At 65.8% G+C, this 23,701-nt stretch carries 21 protein-coding genes; 8 read left to right on the plus strand and 13 right to left on the minus strand.

Features of this window, described 5'->3' with window-relative positions:
• Positions 1-34: 34 nt before the first annotated feature.
• The 5 genes from JAB1_RS00085 to JAB1_RS00105 form a co-directional block, all read right to left on the minus strand.
• Positions 35-2,890 carry an ATP-binding protein gene (locus JAB1_RS00085; protein ID WP_070277955.1) on the minus strand — a complete coding sequence of 952 codons (2,856 nt, stop codon included), beginning with the start codon at positions 2,888-2,890 and terminating at the stop codon, positions 35-37.
• Positions 2,891-3,120: 230 nt separating this feature from the next.
• Positions 3,121-3,537: a hypothetical protein gene (locus JAB1_RS00090; protein WP_070259691.1), complete on the minus strand. Its 417-nt coding sequence runs from the start codon at positions 3,535-3,537 to the stop codon at positions 3,121-3,123.
• A gap of 281 nt (positions 3,538-3,818) precedes the next feature.
• Positions 3,819-4,724, minus strand: coding sequence for a ribosome small subunit-dependent GTPase A (rsgA, locus tag JAB1_RS00095; protein ID WP_070277957.1), 906 nt, complete (start codon positions 4,722-4,724; stop codon positions 3,819-3,821).
• The gene (locus JAB1_RS00100; protein WP_070277959.1) at positions 4,721-5,086 is read right to left on the minus strand and encodes a 4a-hydroxytetrahydrobiopterin dehydratase; all 366 of its coding nucleotides are present in this window, start codon (positions 5,084-5,086) and stop codon (positions 4,721-4,723) included. Before JAB1_RS00100 ends, rsgA begins: the two co-directional genes overlap by 4 nt.
• Entirely contained in the window at positions 5,083-6,363 is a 1,281-nt protein-coding gene (locus JAB1_RS00105) for a M48 family metallopeptidase (RefSeq protein ID WP_034785061.1), read from the minus strand. The genes JAB1_RS00100 and JAB1_RS00105 overlap by 4 nt, the downstream gene beginning before the upstream one ends.
• 56 nt (positions 6,364-6,419) lie before the next feature.
• Between JAB1_RS00105 and orn the strand changes: the two genes are divergently transcribed.
• Positions 6,420-7,016, plus strand: a complete 597-nt coding sequence (orn, locus tag JAB1_RS00110) for an oligoribonuclease (protein ID WP_170846480.1) — start codon at positions 6,420-6,422, stop codon at positions 7,014-7,016.
• A gap of 166 nt (positions 7,017-7,182) precedes the next feature.
• Here the strand turns inward: orn and JAB1_RS00115 are convergent, their stop codons facing one another.
• Both JAB1_RS00115 and gcvA read right to left on the minus strand, forming a co-directional pair.
• Entirely contained in the window at positions 7,183-7,548 is a 366-nt protein-coding gene (locus JAB1_RS00115) for a hypothetical protein (protein ID WP_070277961.1), read from the minus strand.
• On the minus strand, positions 7,545-8,489 hold the full coding sequence (gene gcvA, locus JAB1_RS00120; protein ID WP_034759349.1) for a transcriptional regulator GcvA: 945 nt from the start codon (positions 8,487-8,489) through the stop codon (positions 7,545-7,547). The genes JAB1_RS00115 and gcvA overlap by 4 nt, the downstream gene beginning before the upstream one ends.
• A gap of 230 nt (positions 8,490-8,719) precedes the next feature.
• Here gcvA and JAB1_RS00125 point away from each other — a divergent pair, with 230 nt between their 5' ends.
• The 5 genes from JAB1_RS00125 (at position 8,720) to JAB1_RS00145 (ending at position 13,668) form a co-directional block, all read left to right on the plus strand.
• Positions 8,720-9,619 carry a DMT family transporter gene (locus JAB1_RS00125; RefSeq protein ID WP_070277963.1) on the plus strand — a complete coding sequence of 300 codons (900 nt, stop codon included), beginning with the start codon at positions 8,720-8,722 and terminating at the stop codon, positions 9,617-9,619.
• 203 nt (positions 9,620-9,822) lie between these two features.
• A complete protein-coding gene (locus JAB1_RS00130; RefSeq protein ID WP_070277965.1) occupies positions 9,823-10,908 on the plus strand; it encodes a ChuX/HutX family heme-like substrate-binding protein in 1,086 nt (361 codons plus the stop codon).
• Positions 10,896-11,822, plus strand: coding sequence for an ABC transporter substrate-binding protein (locus tag JAB1_RS00135; RefSeq protein ID WP_070277968.1), 927 nt, complete (start codon positions 10,896-10,898; stop codon positions 11,820-11,822). The genes JAB1_RS00130 and JAB1_RS00135 overlap by 13 nt, the downstream gene beginning before the upstream one ends.
• Positions 11,819-12,871: an iron ABC transporter permease gene (locus JAB1_RS00140; RefSeq protein WP_070277970.1), complete on the plus strand. Its 1,053-nt coding sequence runs from the start codon at positions 11,819-11,821 to the stop codon at positions 12,869-12,871. Before JAB1_RS00135 ends, JAB1_RS00140 begins: the two co-directional genes overlap by 4 nt.
• Before the next feature lie 8 nt (positions 12,872-12,879).
• Positions 12,880-13,668: an ATP-binding cassette domain-containing protein gene (locus JAB1_RS00145; RefSeq protein ID WP_070278083.1), complete on the plus strand. Its 789-nt coding sequence runs from the start codon at positions 12,880-12,882 to the stop codon at positions 13,666-13,668.
• A 9-nt stretch (positions 13,669-13,677) separates the two neighbouring features.
• Here the strand turns inward: JAB1_RS00145 and JAB1_RS00150 are convergent, their stop codons facing one another.
• The 6 genes from JAB1_RS00150 to JAB1_RS00175 form a co-directional block, all read right to left on the minus strand.
• Positions 13,678-14,112, minus strand: a complete 435-nt coding sequence (locus tag JAB1_RS00150; protein WP_070277972.1) for a hypothetical protein — start codon at positions 14,110-14,112, stop codon at positions 13,678-13,680.
• The gene (locus JAB1_RS00155; RefSeq protein WP_070277974.1) at positions 14,109-15,548 is read right to left on the minus strand and encodes an efflux transporter outer membrane subunit; all 1,440 of its coding nucleotides are present in this window, start codon (positions 15,546-15,548) and stop codon (positions 14,109-14,111) included. Before JAB1_RS00155 ends, JAB1_RS00150 begins: the two co-directional genes overlap by 4 nt.
• Complete coding sequence (locus tag JAB1_RS00160) at positions 15,545-16,615, minus strand: HlyD family secretion protein (RefSeq protein WP_034785075.1); 1,071 nt, start codon at positions 16,613-16,615, stop codon at positions 15,545-15,547. The genes JAB1_RS00155 and JAB1_RS00160 overlap by 4 nt, the downstream gene beginning before the upstream one ends.
• Positions 16,616-16,642: 27 nt before the next feature.
• Positions 16,643-18,166 carry an MFS transporter gene (locus tag JAB1_RS00165; RefSeq protein ID WP_070277976.1) on the minus strand — a complete coding sequence of 508 codons (1,524 nt, stop codon included), beginning with the start codon at positions 18,164-18,166 and terminating at the stop codon, positions 16,643-16,645.
• A gap of 116 nt (positions 18,167-18,282) precedes the next feature.
• Positions 18,283-19,203, minus strand: coding sequence for a LysR family transcriptional regulator (locus JAB1_RS00170; protein ID WP_034785078.1), 921 nt, complete (start codon positions 19,201-19,203; stop codon positions 18,283-18,285).
• Positions 19,204-19,281: 78 nt separating this feature from the next.
• Positions 19,282-19,980: a UPF0149 family protein gene (locus tag JAB1_RS00175; RefSeq protein ID WP_034785080.1), complete on the minus strand. Its 699-nt coding sequence runs from the start codon at positions 19,978-19,980 to the stop codon at positions 19,282-19,284.
• Between the two features lie 102 nt (positions 19,981-20,082).
• Here JAB1_RS00175 and JAB1_RS00180 point away from each other — a divergent pair, with 102 nt between their 5' ends.
• Both JAB1_RS00180 and JAB1_RS00185 read left to right on the plus strand, forming a co-directional pair.
• The gene (locus tag JAB1_RS00180; protein WP_070277978.1) at positions 20,083-21,096 is read left to right on the plus strand and encodes a serine/threonine protein kinase; all 1,014 of its coding nucleotides are present in this window, start codon (positions 20,083-20,085) and stop codon (positions 21,094-21,096) included.
• A gap of 125 nt (positions 21,097-21,221) precedes the next feature.
• A complete protein-coding gene (locus JAB1_RS00185; RefSeq protein ID WP_070277980.1) occupies positions 21,222-23,666 on the plus strand; it encodes a hypothetical protein in 2,445 nt (814 codons plus the stop codon).
• Positions 23,667-23,701: the final 35 nt, after the last annotated feature.

Here is a 23,701-nt window from a genome sequence, read left to right on the forward strand (position 1 = left end):
AGGCAAGCCTGCGCCCGGGCAACGGGGCGGTGGATTAATAGATGCTGGCGGGCGCAGCGCCGTCCAGCTGGGGCGCCACCAGGGGCAAGTCCAGGGTGAAGCGGGTGCCGGCAGGGCTGCTGGCCACCTGGATGGTGCCGCCCAGCAGGGCTGTGACGATGTTGTAGCTGATCGACAAACCCAGGCCGCTGCCACCCTGGCCCAGCTTGGTGGTAAAGAAGGGGTCGAAGATGCGCGACAAATGCTGTTCGGCGATGCCGCCGCCATTGTCTTCGAAGACGATCTGCACGCGCGCCGCCTCCATCGTGGCGGACAAACGCATGCGGCCCGCGCCGGCGCCGCCATCGTTGGGCGCGGGGGGGAAGGCGTGCAGCAGGGCATTGTTGATTAGGTTGGTGATCACCTGGCCGAACGGGCCAGGATAGCTGTCCATGGCGATGCCGAAGGCTATCTCCACTTCGATGCGGTGGCCCGAGCTGCGGATGCGGTTCATGACGGTGGCGATGATTTCATTGCTTACTTGTTGCAAGTCAAACCGGCGCCGCTGCTCGGTGGTGCGGTCGACGGCCACTTGCTTGAAACTGTTGACCAGGTCGGCCGCGCTGCGCAGGCCGCGCATCACCAGCGCCGACGCCTTGTTCGCATCGTCGATGAAGGCGGCCAGGTCCGAGCGGCGCAGGCCGGGGCCGTTCATCATGCGTTCCACGTCTTCCGTCTTTTGCTGCATGGTACTGGCGATTAATAAACTGTTGCCGATCGGGGTATTCAGTTCATGCGCCACGCCGGCCATCAGCGAACCGAGGGCAGCCAGTTTTTCCTGCGATACCAGTTGCGCCTGGGCATCTTGCAATTGCCGGTAGGCGCTGGCGTTGTCGAGCGCGATGGCGCCATACGCGCACAGGGTACGGAAGATCAGCCGCTCGCGTTCGCCATACGCGTTGGCATGGCAAGCTTGCACCGTCATCACGCCCAGCACGCGTTCGCCCACCATCAGCGGCACGTACAGCACGCTCTGGTTATGCAGGGTGCCGGGCACCGTGTAGGCATGGCGGCGCGGCGGTACCTGGTCGATATACACTTCGCGCCGGCCCAGCAGGCAGCGCACGGAGTAGGCGCGTGGATTGCTCAGTGGAATGGCGTTGTCGGGCAGGGGGCGGCCCGCTTCCATGCCGTGCGCGCGGCGTAGCGCCGTGCCAGCCGGATCGAGCATGTAGACGGCGAAGGTGTTGACTGGCAGCAAGGCATGCACATGGCGGTCCAGCACCTGGAATACGGCGCTGGCATCGAGGTGGGTGGTGATTTCCTGGCCGATGGCCGACAGCCGTTCCAGCGTATCGCTGGTCTGTTGCAGCACTTCGGCGCGGCGCGCTTCGGAGGCGGCCAGTTCGCGGTGGTGATAGCCTTCCGAGCGCGCATGTTCCGTCTGGTGGTAGACCTGCATGGCGGTAGCGCGGTTGCTCGCCTGCTGGGTGTGGCTTTTTTCACGCGCCATGCCCGCATCGAGGGCGATATCGTAGGCGCGCGCATAGTCGCCCGCATGCGCGTATTCGCGCGCCAGCGCATCGAGCAGTTCGCCGGGCGGCGAATAGCCTTCGATGGAGGCGGCCACCTGCAGCGCCTGGTGCAGGAAATGCAGGGCGGGATTGCGTTCCAGCATGCCTGCGGGCGGCGGCAGCTCGTGGCGCGCATGCAGCATGGACAAGACGCGCAGCGCCGCCACCTGATGCATGGCGTCGCCTTGCGCGGTGGCCAGCTGGCAAGCCCGTTCGGCCGCCTGCAGCGCTTCATCGGGGCGATCCAGATAGGACAGCGCGTGGGCGCTGCCGCGCTGCGCCATGCTGCGGAAATCGGCCTGGCCCAGCGCTTCGGCGCGCTGCGCCAGCCGGCTGAAGGCGTCGAGCGCCGTGTCGTAGTCGCCCTTGTCCAGGCTGAGTTCACCCAGGTGGAATAGGGCGTTGGCATAGGTGCGCGCGCCCGCCACGGGGGCCAGGATGAGCAGCGCCTGGCGCAGCAAGTCTTCGGCCGCGGCCAGCCGCCCCAGCTTGCGCATGGTTTCGGCCGTATGCGTCTGGCAGGCGCCGATGCTGCGCGGCCAGCCGGTGGGGCGCGCCAGGTCCAGCGCGCACTGCATCCATTCGAGGGCCGATTCGTTGTCGTTGAGGCTGGCGAAGCAGTCGCCGATATTGATGGCGGCCGTGATGGCGCCGCGCAGCTGGCCGCTTTCCAGCGCTGCTTCGTAGCTTTGCATGTAGTGGCCGGCGGCCGTGCCCAGGTCGCGCGAAGTGTGCGCCAGCAAGCCGCGGAAATCATGCACCCAGGCAGCCAGCGGCGCGGGCAGCTTGCCGCTGGCGCCATCGGCCTGGAAGTGGCTGCCCCAGCGCGCTTGCGCGGCCGGCGCATCGCGCAGCACGGCCCAGCGCGCCGTGGCCGCGTCGGCCAGGCTGGCGCGCATCGCATCGCCGGCGCTGCGCGCCTGTTCGGCAGCGGCCAGCAGTTCGGCATCGCAGCGGGCATGGTCGCCCCGGTCGACGGCAATCGAGGACAGCAGCCAGTGCGCGTCGGCGCAAGCGGCGCCGTCGCCATGCGCGCACAGGATGGCGTGCGCCGCCATGGCCAGGCTTTCGGCCGCATCGAGCGCACCTTGCAGCCAGGCCACTTCCGCCTGCACCAGTTGCAGGCGCGCCTGCGCGATGGCCAGGGCGTGGGCTGGCAGCTGGGCTTGGGGCAACAAGGTTGCCGCTTCGGCTGCATGGTGCAGCGCCTGTGCGCAGTTACGCTGGCGCAAATGCCATGCCAGCAACATCAGCAAGGGCAAGCGCTCCAGGGCGCGCAATGGTCGCAGTGTGTCTTCCCACTGTGCAATGTCATGTTCGAGGGCGAACATTTCCATCCGAAATCTCCCGCAAGGCGATGGTGTTGGCCCGCGGCCAGTGACACCTTATTGGATCGCATTGTAAGCTGCATTCGGATGCAGTTGTTTGGCCGACTCGACAGTATTTTTTTGCGCGCGCCATTTCAGGCGGCGCAAAGCAGGCGGGGCGTGCATCAGCCCCTGCCGGCTGATGCACGCCCCGTGGACAGCCTGGCGATGGCCGTGCCGCCTGTGCCGTACTGCTTGTGCTAGCGGCCGGCGAAGTGCACGGTGCTGGCTGTTTCGCCAGCCTTGGCGATGGCGCCCGGAATATTGTTCAGTCCGGTAATGGCGATGACGTCGCCATCGTTGCGAAATTCCATGCGGGTGCCGCTGGCCGTTTCAAAGACGCCGGGCGCGCGGCCGAACAGCTCTATTTCGGGCTGTCCCTTGATTTGCGTGAAGTAGCGGTTGACTTGCTGGCGCAGCAGCAAGGTATCGCCCGTGTCGAGCTGGTAGCGATTGCCGTACTGGCTGAATTCCTGCGGGGCCAGTTTATACACCTTGCCGGAGATCTGGACCTTGTCCTGGTCGCCGATTTCCAGCGCGCTGGCGCTGAGGCAAGAAAGGCCGAGGACGAGGGCGGCGCTACCGAGGGCGAGGGTACGCGAGAACGATGCTTTCATGATTTCACCTTGTGATCAAAATGCTGGTTGGAGTTAGACCAATGTTGTCTCCAGCAGGTTCGCTGGCGGGGACAATGCCAAGGTAGCAATCGGACCTGCGCGATGCCAGCGCAAAGCGATGAAACGCAGGAATTCGGCGCTGAAACGCGAAATCGGACGATGGATGGTTTTGGAATGAATGCAGGAAAGCGGGCTGAGCGGCAGAATTTAATTCTGTTTATTTCACGTTGGTAATGTTTTTGTCGGTTTGGCGCCCGCTCCGATGGCGGGCGCCAAGCGCGTTAATACAGCGTTTGCGCCGATTCGTGCAGCAGCTGGCCATACAGGGTGTGGCGCATCTTGGAGATTTTTCCTTCGGACAAGGCTTGCAGGATGGCGCACTGCGGCTCGATCAGGTGGCGGCAGTTATAGAATTTGCAGCCGCCCAGGTAGGGCTGGAATTCGCGGAAGGCCCGTTCCAGCATGCCCTCGGACAAGTGGTACAGGCCGAATTCCTGGAAGCCGGGCGAATCGATGATGGAGCTGTTCGCGCCCAGTTCGTCGAGCTTGTACAGGCGCGTAAAGGTGGTCGTGTGCTTGCCCGTGTCGAGCGCGGCCGAGATTTCGCGCACGGCGATGTCCGCGTCCGGCACCAGCAGGTTGATCAATGATGACTTGCCCATGCCCGACTGACCGATGAGGATCGACGACTGGCCCTCCAGCAGGGGTGCCAGGGTGGCTACGGCGTGCTCCGGTTCGGCGCGCGCCGACACTTCATCGACGGGATAGCCCATCGAGGAATACGGCAGCAGGCGTTCCCGGGCACGCTCCAGCGAAGCGGTCACATCCGTCTTGTTGAGGATGATGCGCGCTTCGATGCCGGCCGCGTCGGCCGCCACCAGCGAGCGCGAGATCAGGTCGTCGGCAAAGCCCGGTTCCGTCGCCACGACGATGAACAGCTGCGTCAGGTTGGCGGCCAGCAATTTCGACTTGTACTGGTCCGAGCGGTACAGCAAGGTCTTGCGTTCCTCGATGCGGTCGATGACGGCCTGGTCGTTGGAAGTGCGCGTCAGGTGCACGATGTCGCCCACGGCCACATTGGTTTTCTTGCCGCGCGTTACGCATTGCAGCTTGGCGCCGTCCACGTCGGCCAGGTAATGGCGGCCGTGGGCGGCGATGATGACGCCCGTCAACTTGCCTTCGCTCATGGGGCCACCTGGCTGCTCTGGTAGATAAGGTCTGCCTTGGCGGCGCAGATGAAGTCGTTTTCGGACAGGCCGCCGGCACCCTGGTTGACCGAATGCGTGTCGTAGCGCACGGCGCAGGATTTGTAAGTAATGATGAGCTCCGGATGGTGGTCTTGCGTATGGGTCATATAGGCCAGGGCGTTCACGAACGCCAGGGTCTGGTAGTAATTCTTGAAGCCGAAGTCGCGGCACAGCTTGCCGTTTTGCACCGTCCACAGGGGCAGCAGGGCGTGCAGCGTGGCGATATCCGTGTCGCCCAGCGCCTGCTGGCGCGGCGTGCAGCTCAGTTGGGCAAGGTCTTGCGAAGTCGATGGCGTATTCATGCGGAAGCCCCTTTCAGGTGGCGGATGCGCACGCTGGCCGGCGGGTGCGAGTCATAGAAGGCCGAGTGCAGCGGGTCGGGCGTCAGGGTCGACGCATTGTCTTCATACATTTTGACGAGCGCCGACACCAAATCGTCCGCCTGCGTGTGCGTGGCGGCAAAGGCGTCGGCTTCGAATTCGTGCTTGCGCGAGCTGAGCGACGTCAACGGCCCCAGCAGGAAAGTGAAGACGGGCAAGGCCAGCATGAACAGCAGCAGCGCCAGCGCGTCCGTCGGCTGGCCCGTCAGCGCCAGCGCCACGGGATCGACGCCCAGGCCCGCGTAAAACCACGGCTGCGTCTTCAGGAAGCCCAGCAGCGCGAGGAAACCCAGCGAGATGACGAACATCATGGCGATGCGCTTGACGATGTGCTTGAGCTTGAAGTGGCCCAGTTCATGCGCCAATACGGCTTCGATTTCCTGCGGCGCCAGGCGCGACAGCAGGGTGTCGAAGAAGACGATGCGCTTGTTGGCGCCAAAGCCCGAGAAATACGCATTGCCGTGGGCGCTGCGCTTCGAGCCATCCATGACGAACAAGCCTTTCGAAGCGAAGCCGACGCGCTGCATCAAGCCTTCGATGCGGCTTTTCAGCGCTTCGTCGGCCAGCGGCGTGAATTTGTTGAACAGGGGGGCAATGACGGTTGGGAACAGCACCATCATCAGCAGCTGGAAGCCGCTCCAGACGAACCACGCGTACAGCCACCACAGGTCGCCCGACTTGGCCATCAGGGTCAGCACGACCCAGATCAGCGGCAAGCCGATGACGGCGCCCAGGCCAACGCCCTTGAGCATGTCCGTGAAAAACAGCTTGCGCGCCATGGTGTTGAAGCCGAAGCGCTGCTCCAGCACGAACTGGCGGTAATAGTCGAAGGGCAGGTCGATCAGGCCGGAAATGGCGGCAAAGGCGGCGATCAAGCCGATCTGGTACAACATGGGTGAGCCTGGACCCATCCATTCATTCAGGTGCAGCGCCAGCCATTGCAGGCCGCCCAGCAAGGTAAAGCCGATCAGCACGGCATAGTTGATCAGCAGGGTCAGCAAGCCGAACTTGGTCTTGGCCACCGTGTAGTCGGCCGCCTTCTGGTGCGCGGCCAGCGGGATTTTTTCCGCGAATTCGGGCGGGACAACGGCGCGGTGCGCCAGCACGTGGCGAATCTGCCGCGAAGCGAGCCAGAAGCGCACGGCGAGGGTCAAAACGAGGACGGATACAAACAAAATCGAAAACGCGAGTGAATACATTCTGTGCCTGTGAGAAAATGGCTGATTATTTAGTTTGATTAGGCCAAGAGAGAATTATGTCACAAGCGACCGACTTAACTGCATCCACCCCCGCACCCGCGGTGCCCGCACGTCCAAATGAGATGAACCTGGTCTGGGTCGACATGGAAATGACGGGTCTGGAGCCCGATACCGACCGCATCATCGAGGTGGCGGTAGTGGTGACGGACATGCACTTGAACCTGCTGGCCGAAGGCCCCGTGTTCGTGATTCACCAGTCGGATGAAACCCTGAACAAGATGGATGCCTGGAACAAGGGCACGCACGGCCGCTCGGGCCTGATCGACAAGGTCAAGGCGTCGACCGTAACGGAAGCCCAGGCGGAAGCGGAATTGATCGCCTTCCTGAAGAAATACGTGCCGGCAGGCAAGTCGCCCATGTGCGGCAACACCATCGGCCAGGACCGCCGCTTCATGGTGCGCGGCATGCCGAAGCTGGAAGCATTCTTCCACTATCGCAATGTTGACGTGTCGACACTGAAAGAGCTGTGCAAGCGCTGGAAGCCGGAAATCGCCACCGGTTTCAAGAAGCACCAGAAGCACACGGCGCTGGCCGATATCCTCGAGTCGATCGAAGAGCTGAAGTACTACCGCGAACACTTCATCAAATTGTAAGTTGAAAACGCCTCACAAAACCTACTGCGCGTCGGTATAGGCGGCCTGCGATGCTCACCGTACCAGAGTACGGTTGCGCTTCTTAGCCACCTCTCCCTTCCGCTCGCTACGGTTTTGTGAGGCGTCGCGAAGGTTCTGTTACATCGTATCAAAGGCGTAGGTCGGCTTAGCGCCCTGGCGCGTAAGCCGACGCATCCGGGGCCGCGAAGACCAGGCCGTGCCATTCGCCATCCTCACCCTGCCACTCCAGCGCAAACGGTCCCGTTTGCCGCAAGTCCGTGATCCACACTGTCTCGCCAGGTTCGCGAAAATACGCCACGCACTGCCCGAACGGTTGCTCCAGCCGGCACAGCACCAATCCCTCGCCCGCCACGGCGCACCATTGCTCATGGACATCGATCAAGCCCACGGCCGGGTCGCCATAGAACTCGCCCAGGCTGGCTTGCCGGCCATCGGCCGCCGTCACCTTGGCGTGTTCATATTCATGCTGGACAATATATTGGGCGCTGCGCGCCAGTTCCCTGCTCGTCATGCTGTCTCCACGGTGGGCCAGACGGTTTCCTGGTCGGCGCGCGCCTCGGCGATCAGCCATTCGCAGAAGGCGTGCACGAGGGGGCGCGTTTCCGCCTGGGGCGAACGCAGCAGATAATAGCAGTGGGGGCCGCGCACGGCGTGTTCGAACACGCGCACCAGGCGGCCCGAGCGCAGATCGTCGCCGATCAGGGGGCTGGCGGCGATGGCCACGCCTTGGCCGCTGGCGGCCGCGTCCAGGCACAGATACGTGTGCGAAAAGCGCGCGCCGCTGTTGCCGCTATTGCCGCTGTAATGTACGCCGCAGCTGTGCAGCCAGCGCGTCCAGTCGATTTCGCCGGGCAGGTGCACTTCCGGCTCGTCGTGCAGCAGCGGGTAGCGCAGCAGGTCGGCGGGCTGGCGCAGGCTGGCCGCGTTGGCGCGGAAATCGGGGCTGCAGACGGCGGAAAACCATTCTTCCATCAATAAATCCACTTTCAGGCCCGGATAGCGGCCCGGTCCCAGGCGGATGGCCACGTCCACGCCATCGCGCGCCAGGTCGACCGGGTGCATCGAGGCCAGCACGCGCAGTTCGATCTGCGGATAGCGGTCGCGCAAGCGTCCCAGGCGCGGCATCAGCCAGCGCGAGACGAGCGAGCTGGTGGCCGTCACCGTCACCACCTTGTCATCGCCCTGGCGCCGCGCCTGCTCGGATACATCGGCCAGCTGGTTGAGTATCGGCCCCAGCGAGGCCGCATAGCGCTGGCCGGCGCTGGTGAGCACCACGCCGCGCGGCAGGCGCTGGAACAGCACGATGCCCAGCCACGCTTCCAGCTGTTTCACATGATGGCCGATGGCGCCGGCCGAGACGTGCAATTCTTCGCCCGCGCGCTGGAAGCCTTCGTGGCGGGCGGCCGCCTCGAAGGCGTGCAGGGCGGCAAGTGGGGGCAGGGGACGTGACATGGCATTCTCAAGAGAATTGAGCCTCAGTATTATTTGGCCTATCCGTGAAGAATATTGGTTTGTTTCATTTTGCGCAAGCGAATATGATGCCGTCACTGCGTGAGGTGACCCGCAATAGGATTCACGCATGAATCATCTACCAGCCTTGCTTGGCATTTATATTTACAACGCCAGGGAAAACCGTCGCGATGCGCAGCAGGTTTGCCCAGGTGTACTCAAAGAGGTTAGTCATGTCTGATCGCCGCGCTGTTGCGCTGGTGTTGCTGTCGGCCGCCGGATTCGGCAGTTCCGCAGTGTTTGCCAAGGCGGCATATGCGTCCGGGGTCAACCCGTCGACCATGCTGGCCTTGCGTTTCGTCATCGCCGCCATGCTGTTGCTGCCGCTCGTGTGGCTCGGTGGCTGGCGCTTGCCGCGCGGCCGCCTGCTGGCCGGCTACATGCTGATGGGCCTGATGTACACGGCCCAGTCGCAAGGCTATTTCAATGCGCTCATGTATGCCAGCAGCGGCCTGTGCGGCATGCTGCTGTACGTGTATCCCATGCTGGTCACCATCCTCGCGCTGGCGCTGGGCTGGGAAAAGCTGGACCGGCGCATGCTGGTGCTGATGGCGCTGGCCATTGCCGGCATGGCCATCACCCTGGGTGGCAAACTGCAGGGCCAGCCCATCGGCATCGCGCTGGCATTGATGGCCGCCGGCGTGTACGCCGTGTACATCCTGTTTGGCAACAGCCTGTCGAAAAGCCGCGAGAATATTCATCCATTGGCCGCCTGTGTGGTGATCCTGGGCACGGCCGGCCTGTCGAATAGCGCGATTGCTTTGTGGCAAGGCGTGTCCTTGCCGGGCACGGCGACGGGTTGGCTGGCCGTCAGTGCCATCGCCCTGTTCTCGACGGCCATCGCGATTGCCGCCTTCTTTGCCGGCGTGGCGCAGATCGGCGCGGCCAAGGCATCCATCATTTCCACGTTTGAACCCGTCATCACGATGGCGTTCGGCGTGACCTTGCTGAAGGAATCCGTCAGCGGCACGCAATTGCTGGGCGGTGCCATGGTGCTGGCCGCCGTGGTCTTGCTGGCACAGCGGCCCAGTGCCAAGCCGGTCTCCATGCCTGGCGTGCAAGCCAGCGCCTGAACTTTTTTCCTGAACTGATCGGCAATACCGATCGGTCTCCTTTGCGCCGCGACGGGTTTCCTGCCGCGGCGCTTTTTTTTGGTCGCGCACAAATAACACTTGATTGCGAATGATTCTCATTTATAATTGATTTCAAGATTCCCCCACCACCAGCCAGCCCATGCCAGCCAGTGTTCGCCTTGAAAGGAGACACCGTGACGAGCATGCCCCCTATTTGCAATACCGAGCTGGTCGCCGGCGAATTTGCCCGCCTGCGTCGCGAAAAGAAAGCCCGCCACCGCGATATCGCCGAGGAACTGGCCATTTCCGAAGGCGAGCTGATCGCCGCGCACGCCGGCCTGTCGCTGGCCGATGGCGCCTTGCTGGGCGCCGAGCGCCTGCAGGCCGACTGGCCCGCCATCATCGCCGCCCTGGAACCGCTGGGCGAAGTCATGGCGCTGACGCGCAACGCCTCGTGCGTGCATGAAAAGACGGGTGTGTATCGAAAAGCCAGCCACAACAATCACGTGGGCCTGGTGCTCGGTGGCGATATCGACCTGCGCGTGTTTTACCGCCAGTGGGCGCATGGTTTTGCCGTTCGCGAGATGGGCGAAAAGGAAGTGCAGCGCAGCCTGCAATTTTTCGATGCGGCCGGCCATGCCGTGCACAAGATTTTCCTCAAGCCGCAAAGCGACCTGGCCGCCTATGACGCGCTGGTGGCGCGCTTCGCCGATGCGGATCAGGCGGCCGGCATTGCCGTGACGGCGCCGGCGCCGCCGCCGGCGGAACTGCCCGACGCGCAGATCGACGTGGCCGGCTTTCGCGCCGCCTGGGCCGACTTGCGCGATACGCATGAATTTTTCACCGTGCTGAAAAAATATTCGGTCTCGCGCCTGCAAGGCCTGCGCCTGGCCGAGGCGCGTTTCGTGCAGCAGCTCGACAAATCCTGCGTGCTCGACCTGCTCAATAATGCCGCCCTCGAAAAGGTGGCCATCATGGCCTTCGTCGGCAATGCCGGCATGATCCAGATCCATTCGGGGCCCGTGCACAAGATCGCCGTGATGGGGCCGTGGATCAATGTTCTCGACACGCGCTTCAACCTGCATTTGCGCGAAGACCATATCGCCAGCGCCTGGGTGGTGAAAAAGCCGACCGTCGATGGCCTGGTGACATCGGTGGAGCTGTTCGACGCCAAGGGCGACACCATCGTCATGTTCTTTGGCGAACGCAAGCCGGGCGTGCACGAATTGTGCGAATGGCGCAATGTCGTCGAGCGCGTGCTGCAGGAGGGCGAACTATGCGCCGCATGATCGCCGCCAGCGTGGCGCGCCGCATCGCGCTGAAAAAAATGGGGGCGGGAGCGCTGGCGCTGGCCGCGCCGATGCAGGTGCTGGCCGCCGTCAGCGACGCGGCCAAGCCGATAGTCAAGGCGCGGCGCATCGTCAGCGTGGGCGGCGCCTTGACGGAAATCGTCTATGCGCTCGAGGCGCAGGGAGAACTGGTGGGCGTCGATACCACCTCGCTGTATCCGGCCGTGGCGCAACAGCTGCCGCAGGTGGGCTATGCGCGCACATTGTCGGCCGAGGGCGTGCTGTCGCTGGCGCCCACGCAGCTGATCGCCACCGAGGAAGCGGGACCGCAAACGGTGCTGCGCCAGGTGCGCGACGCAGGCGTGCCGGTGGCGGTGCTGAACGCGAATAACAGATTCGAAGGCTTGCTCGAACGGGTGAAACAGGTGGGCCAGATCACGGGACGTGCCGACCCCGCCGCGCGCCTGGCGCAAGCCTTGCAGCAGCAGTGGGACGGCGCCCTGGGCAAGGTGCGCCTGCGCAGCCACGCGCCTGTGCGCGTGCTGTTCATCCTCGCCCATGCGCCCAACCAGGTGATGGTGGGCGGGCGCGAGACGGGCGCCGACGCCATGCTCGCGTATGCGGGCGCCGTCAACGTGATGGGGGGACCGGCCGGTTTTGCCGGCTACAAGCCGCTCACGCCGGAAGCCGTGATCGCCGCGCGGCCCGACATCGTGCTCGTCACGGACCAGGGGCTGAAGGCCTCGGGCGGCGTGGACGGCATCTTGAAACTGCCAGGCCTGGCGCAGACGCCGGCCGGGCGCAAGCACCGCATCGTGTCGCTGGAAGCCATGCTGCTGCTGGGCTTTGGCCCGCGCATGCCGCAGGCGCTGGGCGAACTCGACGCCGCCTTCGCCAAAGCCATGACGGCATGAACGTGGCTTCCCTGGCGTCTGTCGCCCCGTGGCGCTGGCCGCGCTGGGGCGCTGGCGGGCTGTTGGCCGTGGCGCTGTTTGCCGGCTTGGTCATCGCCGTGCAGGCGGGCGCCGTGCCGGTGACCTTGGCCGATTGGCTGGCACCGTTTCAATCTGGCGAGGAGACGCTGTCCGGCGGCGCGTATGTGCTATGGCATATCCGTTTGCCGCGCGCCCTGTTTGCCATCCTGATCGGCGCCGCGCTGGCGCTGGCCGGCGGCCTGACGCAAGGGCTGTTCCGCAATCCGCTGGCCGATCCGGGACTGCTGGGCGTGAGCAGCGGCGCCGCCTGCGCGGGCGCGGCCACCATCGTCTTCGCGGCCTGCCTGCACGTGGCGCCCGAGCTGCGCGTGTGGCTGCTGCCGGCCGCCGCGTTCGCCGGCGCCATGCTGATCTGCGTGCTGCTTGACAGGGTTGCGCGCTGGGCCACCCCCGGCTCCATCGTCGGCTTGCTGCTGACGGGCGTGGCGCTGAACGCCATCACGGTGGCCGTCATGGGCTTGTGCATCTACCTGGCCAGCGACGACCAGTTGCGCACCCTGACTTTCTGGACCCTCGGTTCGCTGTCGGCCGGCAGCTGGCGCCAGGTGGCGGCTTTGCTGATTGTGCTGGCCGGCGCGCTGTGGGCCACGCGCTTCCTGATGCGCTCATTGAATGCGCTGGCGCTGGGCGAGGCGCAGGCGCTGCACGTGGGTATCGATGTGGGCCGGCTGCGCACGCAGGTCATCGTGCTGGTGGCCGTGCTGACGGGCTTTGCCGTCGCCTGGTGCGGCGGCATCGGCTTCATCGGCCTGATCGCGCCGCACCTGGTGCGCACCTGGCTGGGCGCCGACCAGCGCAAGGTACTTCCTCTGGCGATGCTGATGGGGGGCTTGCTGCTGCTGTTGGCCGACACGCTGGCGCGCACGGTCGCCATTCCCGCGGAAGTCCCCGTCGGCATTTTCACGGCCTTGCTGGGTGGGCCATTTTTCCTGATGCTGTTGCGGCGCTTCCGCCACGGCACAGCCTAGAGGTGAACATGATGCCCCTGCTGGAACTCTCCTTCGCCACCACGCAACTGGGCCAGCAGTATTTCGGCCCGTTCAATCTGCGGATCGCGGCCGGCGAGCGCGTCACCATCCTGGGCCCCAGCGGCGCGGGCAAGTCGACCCTGCTCAAATTGATGGCGCGCGAACTGCACCCGCAGGCGGGCCAGGTGGCGTTCGCGGGCCGACCGCTGGCGCAGTGGCCGCTGGCCGACCTGGCGCGGCGCCGCGCCGTCCTGCCGCAGGGCTCGAACGTGGCCTTCGGACTGCAGTGCGAGCTGGTGATCGGCCTGGGACGGGTGGCGCGCCTGGTCGACCCGCAGCTGGGGCGGATCGTGCAGGACGCGGCTACCCTGGCGCACGCCGGGCATTTGCTGGGCCGCCGCCTGGATACCCTGTCCGGCGGCGAGCAGGCCAGGGTGCAGCTGGCGCGCATCTTCGCGCAGATGTGGGACGTACGGGATGGCTTGATACTCGTCGACGAACCGCTGGCGGCGCTTGATCCGGGCCTGCAGTTCGATTTGCTCGATAGCCTGCAGCAGTTTTGCGCCGCGCGCGGCCACGCCGTCATCGCCATCCTGCACGACATCAATCACGCCTTGCTGGGCTTCGAGCGATTGCTGCTGGTGCGTTCGGGCCAGCTGGTGGCCGATATCGCCAGCGATGCCGGCGCCGTGCCGGCCCTGGCCGCGCTGTACGGCATCGCCCTGACGACGGCGACCAGCAGCGATGGCGACGTGTGCGTCATCCCTGCCAGAAGCGCCGTCCGCAGGGTCGCCTGACCCATTCACTCACCACACGTCCGCCGTGCGCGGCCGCGCCATCTGGCCGCTGCCCAGCAGCCATACCATCAGGGCCTCGGCCTGTTCGCGCGTGGCCGCCACCTCCTGCAGGATACCGAAGGCTTTCATGGCGCCGGCCGCCATCGCCTGCAGGCGCGCGCGCTGTTCCGCGTCCGCCTCGACCGATACCAGGCCCCGGCAAATGGCGGCCAGCGCTACCTTGTTGTGCTTGAGCCAAAGGCCGCGCCGCTTGCGGTCGATGTGCGCTTCATCGCTGCGTTCTTCTTCGAACAGCATGACGAACGGTTCGCCATGGCGCAGCAGGGCGTCCATGTCGTTTTCCCACAGCGGGGCATAGCCGGTAACGGCCGTTTCAGGGCGAAAGCGCACGACGGGAAAGTCGCTGACGTCGTGGATGGAGAAATGTGCGGGATTCGGTTTCATGGCGTGCTTCCTTGCGAGGTGGTTGAAAATGCTTGCCAGCCGCCGCCCAGCGCCTTGTAGACCTGGACCAGCGACAGCGACGCGGTGGCACGGCTGTCGACCAGCGCCGCTTCGTTGTTCAATAAGGTGTTTTGCACATGCAGCACGTTGATCAGGTCCGTGCCGCCCTGGCGGTACTGCAGTTCCGCGCTGCCCAGCGCCCGCCGTCCCTGCTTGACGGCTTCATCGAGGCTGGCCTGGCGGCGGGCGTTGGCCTGGTAGCCAGATAGCGCATCCTCCACCTCGTGCCAGGCGGCCAGCACCGTCTGGCGGTAGGCGATGGCCGCTTCCTGCTGCTGCGCCTCGCGCAATTGCAGGTTGCCGCGCAGGCGGCCGCCATCGAACAGGGGCACGCTGAAGCCGGGGCCGAAGGCAAAGCGCCTGGCGTCCCAGCCGATGTCGGACAGCTGCATCGCTTGCAGGCCGACGCTGCCCGAGAGCGTAATGCGCGGATAAAAATCGCCCTGCGCCACGCCGATGGCGGCCGTGGCCGCGTGCAGCTGCGCTTCGGCGCGGCGGATGTCGGGCCGCCGTTCGGCCAGGCTGCTCGGCACGCCCAGCTGCACCTGCATGGTCATGGCGGGAATGTCCTTGCCCGCCGCCAGTTCCGCCCGCAAGCCTTGCGGCGGCAGCGCCAGCAGGAGGGCGAGGGCATTGCCCAGGCGCGCTTCGCGCTGCTGCAGCGGCGGAAGGCGCGCTTCGATGGTGGCGACATGGGCCGCCGCCTCGGCCTCGTCGAGCTGCGTCGCCGCGCCTTCGCGCAGGCGGATGCGGGTCAGGTTCAAGGTATGGCGGGCGATATCGAGCAGCTGCTGCGTGATGGCCACCGTCTGCTGCGCGCCGCGCAGCTCGATGTAGTCGCGCGCCGTTTCGGCCAGCACGGCCAGCAGCACGCCGCGCTGCGTTTCCACTGCCACGTCGACGCGCGCATCGGCCGCTTCCACTTCGCGCCGCACGCGGCCCCACAGGTCCAGTTCCCAGGCTGCGTCAAGGTTGCTTTGCCACAGGTTGTAGGCGGACTGGCCATTGTTGCGCGACGGGTCGCTCAAGCCCTGTTCGCTGTTGCGCGCGCGGCTGTAGCCGCCATTCGCACCCAGCGACGGGCCTTGCGCGGCGCCGATGACTCCGCGCGCGGCGCGGCTTTGTTCCAGCCGGCTGGCGGCCGCCAGCACGTCGAGGTTGGCGCCGGCGGCACGCTGCAGCAGTGACGACAGGGTGGTATCGCCAAAGCTGTCCCACCAGCGCTGCTCGATGGCGCCATCCTGCTGTGCGGCGAAGCGGGCATCCCGCGCCTGACGCCATTGCTGTCCCAGATCATGGTGCGGGCGCTGGAAATCGCTGCCGACGCTGCCGCAGCCGGCCAGGCCCAGGGCCGTGAAGATTATCCATGCTTTCATCGCGCGCTCACCTGTTGCAGATGTTGACGGCGCATGGCCGTATCGATGCGCACTTCGGCCGACATGCCCACGCGCAGGCGGGCGTCGCCATCCTGGCCCGGATCGAGCGCGATCCTGACGGGGATGCGCTGTACCACCTTGGTGAAGTTGCCGGTGGCGTTTTCCGGCGCGATGGCGGCGAAGGTCACGCCCGTGGCGGGCGCGATACTGTGTACCGTGCCGTGCAGGAGCACGCCCGGATAGGCGTCGACGGCGATGCTGGCGCGCTGGCCCTGGCGCACGTGGGTCAGCTGGGTTTCCTGCAGGTTGGCGACGACAAAGCTGCGGTTCAGGGGCACCACGGCCATCAGGCTGGCACCGGGAGCCACCAGGGCGCCGACGCGCACGATGCGGCGTCCGACGATGCCGTCTATGGGGGCGCGCAGCTGCGTATGCGACAGATCCAGTTCGGCCCGTTGCAGGCTGGCGCTGGCGCGCAGCAAGGCCGCTTCGGCCGCGCCTTGCTGCGCTTGCAAAATTTCCGTCTGCTTGCGGGTGGCGACGAGGGCGGCGCGGTTTTGCGCCAGGCGCGCGCGGCTCACGTCGAAGCGCGATTGCGCCTGCTGCGCGTTCTGCACGCTGCCCGCGCCCTGGCCAGCCAGGTGCTGCGAGCGGGCCAGTTCCTGCTGCGCCAGTTTGTCTTCCGCCTGGTTGGCGTCGACCAGGGTGCTGGCTTGTTCGATCACCGATTGCTGGCGCTGCAAGGTGGCGCGGGCATTCGCCAGTTGCGCTTCGGCGCCGGCTACCTCGGCACGGGCCGAGGCGGCGGCGGCCTGGTAGTCGCGGTCGTCGATGCGCGCCAGCAGCTGACCCGCCTTGACAGTCTGGTTGTCTTCCACCAGCACTTCCCGCACGATGCCGCCCACCTTGGGGGAAAGCACGGTGTAGTCGGCGCTGACAAAGGCGTCGTCGGTGGCTTGTTCGTCGCCACGGGCGAACAGCAGTTGCCAGGCACAAAAGGCGAGGGCGCAGGCCAGCAGGGCCAGGCCGAGAAGAAATGCGCGCGAGCGCAGTATGGGTGTTTGCATGGTGAAGCTCTTTCGTAAAAATAGAAATCAGGCGGCGCGCGGAGGGAATACGCGCGTCGGCAGGATGGGAATGATCACAATCATGGCCAGCGCGATGGCGGCCACGGTGAGGTACAGGTCGGACGAGGTCAGGGTGACGACTTGCGCATGCATGCGCTGCGCAATTCCCGCCATGTCCACGCCGGCCGGCAGGTTGCCCAGGCGTTCGCTGAGCACCGTCGAATGAAAATGGTTGCGGCGCGTGATCAGCGCATCGAGCACGCCGGTGGCGACGACGGCCGACATGCCCTTGATGGTGTTGAACCAGGCCGAGGCGAACGGGCCATCCTGCGGCGCCAGGCCCGTGGTGGCCAGCAGCAGCAAGGGAATCACGGCCATCGGTTGCGCGAAGATCTGCACCGCTTGCAGAAGGTAGAAATGCGTGCGTATCCAGTCCGGCGACATGCGCGCGCCCAGCACGCAGGACAGGGCCAGCAGGGCCAGGCCGATAGCCAGCACCCAGCGGCAGTCGACGGCGCGGATGTTGCACAGGGCGGCCACCAGCGGCAGGGCGATCAACTGCGGCAGCGCCACCATCAGCATCACGGGCGCCGTTTGCAGCGGGCGGTAAGCGTGCACCTGCGCCAGGTAGGACGAGGGAATCAGGATCACGGCCAGCAGCACGAACAGCACGCCGCCCAGGGTCAGCAGGGCATGGCTGAGATTGCGCCGCGACAGCAGCTGCAGCTTGAAGAACGGCAGCGGGTGCGACCACTCGTTGATGAAGAACAGCACCAGCAGCAACAGACCGCCGCCCAGCAGCACGCAGATCAGCGGCGAGGCGAACCACGCCAGGCGTTCACCCTGCAGCAATCCCACCACCAGCATGCTGATGGCGGGCAGGCCAAGCAGCAGGCCGCGCCAGTCGAACTGGCGCAAGCGCTCCAGGCGCAGCGGGTCTTGCGGCAAGCCCCAGGACACCATCAGCAGGGCGACGATGCTGCCCGGGACGACTTGCCAGAAGGCCCATTGCCAGCCCAGGTACTCGGTCCAGAAGGCGGCCAGCGGCGTGCCCAGGCTGGGACCGAAGGTAGCGCTCAGCGCATAGCCGCCCAGGCCATACAGCTTGATGTTCGGCGGCAGGAAGCGCAGCGCCACCGTCATCAGCATGGGCGGCAGGGCGCCGCCGGCCGCGCCCTGCACCACGCGCAGGACCATCAGCACGGACAGGTTCGGCGCGAATGGGCACAGCACGCCGGCGGCCATGCAGACGATGATGGCGGTGGCCGTCAGCCGGCGCAGCGAAAAGGTGACGGAGCACCACGGCGCGAACGCCATGGCCGAGACCGAGGCGGCCGCATACAGGGCGACGAGCCAGCTGGCGTCGTCGCGCGCGATGCCCATGGCGCCGCGGATGTCGGCCAGCGCGACCTTGGTGATGTTTTCATTCAGGCCGGATACCAGCACGGCCAGCAGCACGCCAGCCAGGCCCGTGGCCAGGCGCAGTCCGAAGATGGGAGGCGCGGGCGGCGCGGCCACAGGGGCGGCGCCAGGAAGGGGTACAGCAGACACAGGGAACTCCGTGGATGAGGATCAGTCCACGCAGTATAGGTAGCCGTCAATCTTGTGAAAATTGATAATTAATGAATTCTGAATTGCGTCTGACGCAATGATTGTGGGCTCAGACCCTAAGCGTCGGGTGGCGTGCCGTCGCACAGCTCCTTGATCATGCGGCGCAGCCAGCGGTGCGCATGGTCGTGGTCGAGGCGCGGGTGCCAGGCCTGGAAGACTTCCACGCTGTCGACGGGGATGGGCAGCTGGAAGGTGCGCAGCTTCAAGCCCAGGCGCTCGACGATGGCCAGCAGGGGCGTGGGCATCAGCGGCAGCAGCAGGCGCGAATCGGCCACGGCGAAGATGGCGGACTGGAAGTTGGGGCTGATCAGCGAGACCCGGCGCGTGTAGCCCCGCTCGGCCAGGATGGTGTCGAAGGGACCGCGCGCCAGGCCGCGCCGCGAGACGCTGATATGTTCGTATTCGGTAAAGCTGTCGAGGTTGATGGGGCCGTCGAAGATCGGGTGGTCGCTGCGGGCGATGCCGACAAAGCCGGTGGTAAACAGCTGCTGCAGCTTGATGTCGGGCGCGAAGGCGCGCCGCGCGCTGATGTACAGGTCGATGCGGCCAGCGTGCAGGGCGTCGTTTTCCGTGGCGCCATCGCCCTCTGGCACGAAGCGCAGCACCGTGTGCGGCGCATGGCGGGCCAGCAGGTCGCGCAGCTTGCCGCCGTAGGAACCGACAAACACGTCGTTGGCGCACAGGCTGAACGTGCGTTCCAGCGTGCGCAAGTCCACTTCGCGGCCCGACGTGAAGATGGCGTGCGCCTGTTCCACCACGCCGCGCACCTGCTCGCGCAATTCCAGCGCGCGCGGTGTGGGCGCCAGACCGCGCCCGGAGCGCACGAAGACGGGGTCGCCGATGGCGTCGCGGATGCGCGCCAGGGTGCGGCTCATGGCCGGCGCGCTCAAATTCATGCGCCGCGCGGCGGCCACGGCGCTGCCTTCCTCGAGCAGGATGTCGAGGGCGACGAGCAGGTTCAGGTCAGGGAGTTTCATGCGGCGATTATAGCCCGGGGGCCAGCGCCAGCGCTGCGCCGGCAGGACGCCGGCGCAGACAGTGATGCTACTGCGGGATTACTCGGCTGCCGGTTCGGCGCCGCAGCATTTCTTGAACTTCTTGCCGCTGCCGCAAGGGCAGTCGTCGTTGCGGCCCACTTTCGGCTCTTCGCGCTTCATGGTCTGCACGGGAGCCTTGCGGCGCGGGACCCAGAAACGGTGGATGGCCGGCAGGTTCGCTTCCAGTTCCTGCGCCAGCTTGTGCGCCTTGACCGGGTCTTCCACCAGTTTCAGCTCTTCTTCCTTGATTTCGTCGGCGCCCAGCAGGTAGATCGGCTGCATCAGCTCGGCCACTTCGGAATCCCAGATTTCGTTCCACGAGCCAGGACGCAGCTCCATGCCGTCCCAGAAGCCCCAGCACCAGGCTTCGGCGTCGATCAGGGTCTGGCCTTCGTAGTCGTGTTCGACGAACAGGGCTTCGAATTCCTTCGGCGCCACTTCAAACGTCACCAGCACTTCGTTCATGAAGCGCATGATCAGGTTGACGATGCGCTCTTCTTCCTTGCTGTTCTTGAATTTCGGCGCATCTTCGGCATCTTCGCCCCATACGCGCGGCAACCACTCGGCCGGCATGATCGGTTCCGGGCCGATGGCGACGGCCGTCAGATAGCCGTGCAGCATATCCATGGTCATCGCGTCTTCGGAGCAGCGCTCCGACAACAGGAATTGGTCTAATTCGTCGAATTCTTTTTCTGATAATGGCTGTTCGAGTTGCATGGCTTGCTCTTTATTGAATGTAAGCAGACAGTATACGCCTAGCGGCGCTTCCTCACCTAAGTGTTTGCACCGGCGGCTCGCGCGCGCCTTACAATGTCGCTTATGCACAATGAAAACCAGCCGCACGAGGACGACCGGCCCGTCCATCCCTTTTCCGCCCTGAGCCCCGATTGCGTGCTCGACGCCTTCGACAGTGTGGGGCTGCGCGGCGATGGCCGTCTGCTGGCCCTGAACAGCTATGAAAACCGCGTCTACCAGGTGGGCATCGAAGACAGCGCGCCCCTGGTGGCCAAGTTCTACCGTCCCGAGCGTTGGAGCGATACGGCCATCCTGGAAGAGCACGCGTTCGTGTCCGAGCTGGTCGAGCGCGAAATCCAGGTGGTGCCGGCGCTGGAAATCCATGGCAGCACCCTGCACCAGTACCAGGGCTTCCGCTTTGCCGTCTTCCCCCGCCACGGCGGCCGCGCGCCCGAGCTGGACGACCCGGCGACGCTGGAATGGATAGGGCGCTTCATCGGCCGCATCCACGCCGTCGGCGCGCTGTCCACGTACAAGGAGCGTCCGGCGCTCGACCACCAGACGTTCGGCATCGAGCCGCGCGAGTTCCTGCTGGAGGGCAATTTCCTGCCGCCCGAACTGCTGGCCGCCTATTCCAGCGTGGCGCAGCAGGCGCTCGACGGCGTCAAGCGCTGCTATGACCGCGCGGGCGACGTGGCCATGCTGCGCACGCATGGCGACTGCCATGGCGGCAACGTGCTGTGGACGGATGCCGGCCCCCATTTCGTCGATTTCGACGATAGCCGCATGGGACCTGCCATCCAGGACCTGTGGATGATGCTGTCGGGCGAACGGGGCGACATGGTGCGCCAGATGAGCGACATCCTGGCCGGCTATGAAGACTTTTGCGACTTCGACCCGCGCCAGCTGTACCTGGTCGAAGCGCTGCGCACCCTGCGCCTGATCCATTATTCGGCCTGGCTGGCGCGCCGCTGGGACGATCCCGCCTTCCCCGTCGCCTTCCCGTGGTTTAACACGCAGCGCTACTGGCAGGACCGCATCCTGGAACTCAGGGAGCAGGTTGCCCTGATGGATGAGGCGCCATTGTGGCCTGTTTGACCTAAACGCGGGAAAAGGGCGGTAAACGCCCCTCTTCTTGCCGCGCTGATTTGCGCATGCCTGTTCGATAATGGTGCTAATAAATTCCCATAAGCAACGGAATTCACCCGAATAAGCGAGAAATCATGCAAGCACAGCAAAATCAGCGCCAGGCCGCCTCCCTCACCGTCGCGTATTCCGCCGACGACGAGTTCGACCAGGACAGCATGGTCTCGCTGCATGATTTCAAGGACCTGGAGCGCAAGGCCGATGCGCCAGCGCCTGCCCCTGCCGCTCCCGTCGCCGCGATGCCCGAGCCGCAAGCCGAGCCGGCAGCCGACGTTGATGGCAAGGCACCGGCCGCCGAACGCCAGAAAATGGAATTGAAAGCCATCCACGAGGCGATTGCCCGCGTGGAAGCGGAAGCGAAGGCCACCTGCGCCGCCGAAAGCCGCGCGCTGGCCGAGGCGCGCGTGCGCTCGCTGGCCGAGGACCGCGCCGCCATCGACGCCGCCGCCGCCGCCGCCGCACAGCAAAATGCACAGGCAGCCGAAGAAGCGATTGCCGCCAACCGCGAACGTCTCGACACCATGCGCGCTGCCGCGCAAGCCAGCGTGGCCCGCCTGGAAGCCGTCAAGCAGGAGACGGCGGAACTGCGCGCCCGCGTGGAGTCGGACAATGAAATCCGCCTGGCCGCCGAACAGCGTTCGCGCGCGGAACAGGAAAGCCGCTTGCGCGCCAGCGAGCAGGTGGCCGTGCAGTCGGAACTGGCCGAACAGGCCGCCCGCGCCGCCGAAGAATTGCAGGTGCAGACGGAGCAGGCGCGCCTGCAGGCCGTCGAGCGCGTCGCTGCCGTACAGGCAGCCAAGGAAGAAATGGTGGGCATCGCCTCGGCCGATGCAAGAGTCGCCGTGCTGGCGCGTGAACGCGAGCGCCATGCGCACGGTGCGCGCCAGACGGCGCAGATGCTGGCCGAAGCGGAAAGCGAAGCGCTGGACTTGACGGTGCAGCGCGAGCGCGCCGACCAGATCGCGCTGGAATCGGCCTTCAATCGGGCCGCCGCCGAAGTGCGCGCCCTGGAAGAAGCGCGCGCGCTGGCGCACCTGGAACAGGAACGCGAAGCCATCGCCCTGGCGCAGGCGGAATCGGAACGCCATGCGGCGCAATCGCTGCGTTTGCGCCTGCAGACGGAAAAGGAATTGCGCGACGCGGCCATCCACCGCGAGCGCCTGGAAATGGTCGCCGTGGCCAGCGCGCAGGCGCGACGTGATGCGGACGTGCGCATCCTGGCCGCCACCGAAGCGCGCATCGAGGTAGACCGCCAGCTGCGCGCCGTGGCGCTGGCCCGCGTCGCCGCCGAACAGGATGCGGAAATCGCCGGCCACGCCAAGCTGGAAGCGGAAACGGCGGCCCTCGAAGAAACCAAGGCACGCGAAGCGGCCGAGCAGGCCGCCGCCGTGGCGGCAGCCCGCGAACTGGAAGAGCAGCAGCGCGCCGCCAGCCTGGCGCACGAACGGGCCGAACTGGCGCGCCAGACCGCGGAACTGGCCGCCAGCCAGAACGAAGCCGAGCAGGCCGAGGTCGATGCCGGCCGGGCGACATTGGCCGCGCAGGAACAGGCGTCGCAACTGGCACAGGAAAAAGCGCAGCAGGCAGAGCAGCTGCTGCAGGCGGAGCAGGAGCGCCTGGCCGCCGAACAAGCCGCCATCGCCGCCTTGAAAGAAAAACTGGAAGCGGAAGCGCTGGCGTTCAACGCGGCGCAGGAACGCATCGCCGCCGAAGGCGCGCAAGCGGAACTGCTGCGCGGCCAGCAGGCGGCCGAACTGGCCTTGACGGAAGCGGCGCAAAAAGAAGCGGACGCCATCCGTATTTTGATGGATCAGGCCCTGGTCGAAGGCGAACAGAAAGCCGCTGCCGCGCAAGCCGTGCAGGCGCAGGCGCGCCTGGCCGTGGAACTGGGACAAGTGCATGCCGAGCGCGCCCGCGTGGAAGAAGACAAGGCGCAAGCGGCCGATGCGCTGCTGGCGTCCGAGCGCGATTTCGTCGCGGCCGAGCGCGAGTCGCTGGCCCTGATCGCGCAGAAGCTGGTGCAGCAGCGCCAGACCAGCAGCGCCGAAGAGCGCGCCTCGCAAGCCATTGCCGGCCGCCTGGAAGCGGAAAAGCAGGCGACGGCGGTCGCCGAAGCGCGCGCCGCCTTGGAGCAGCAGGCGCTGGAAGCCATGCGCCAGCGCGAGCAGCTGGAACTGGCCGCGCAGCAGGCGGCCAGCGAGAAGCTCGCCGCGCAGCAAGCCTTGCTGGCCAGTGCCCAGGCCCATGCCGCCCTGCAGCGCAAGGCGGCCGAGACGACACGCGCGATGGCCATCGCCAAGCAACAATTGCTGGACCTGGAAACGGCGCGCGCGCAGCAGCAAGAGCGTGAACTGGCCGCCTTGCGCGCCAGCCTGGAGCAGCCGCAAAGCGCGTTTTCCAGTTCCCTGACCGCCGCCCGCGCGAAAGCAGAACAGGTCAGCTCGGCCAGTTTGACGCGCGAGGTTATCGAGCGCCTGACGCAGCCGAATGAATCCGCAGGCGCCGTCTGGCGCTCACGTTGAAGGCCTGAAAACCCGATAACACCCGGGGTCGGACC

This window comes from Janthinobacterium sp. MP5059B (assembly GCF_001758645.1).
In the GTDB taxonomy this organism is placed as follows: Bacteria; Pseudomonadota; Gammaproteobacteria; order Burkholderiales; family Burkholderiaceae_D; genus Janthinobacterium; species Janthinobacterium lividum.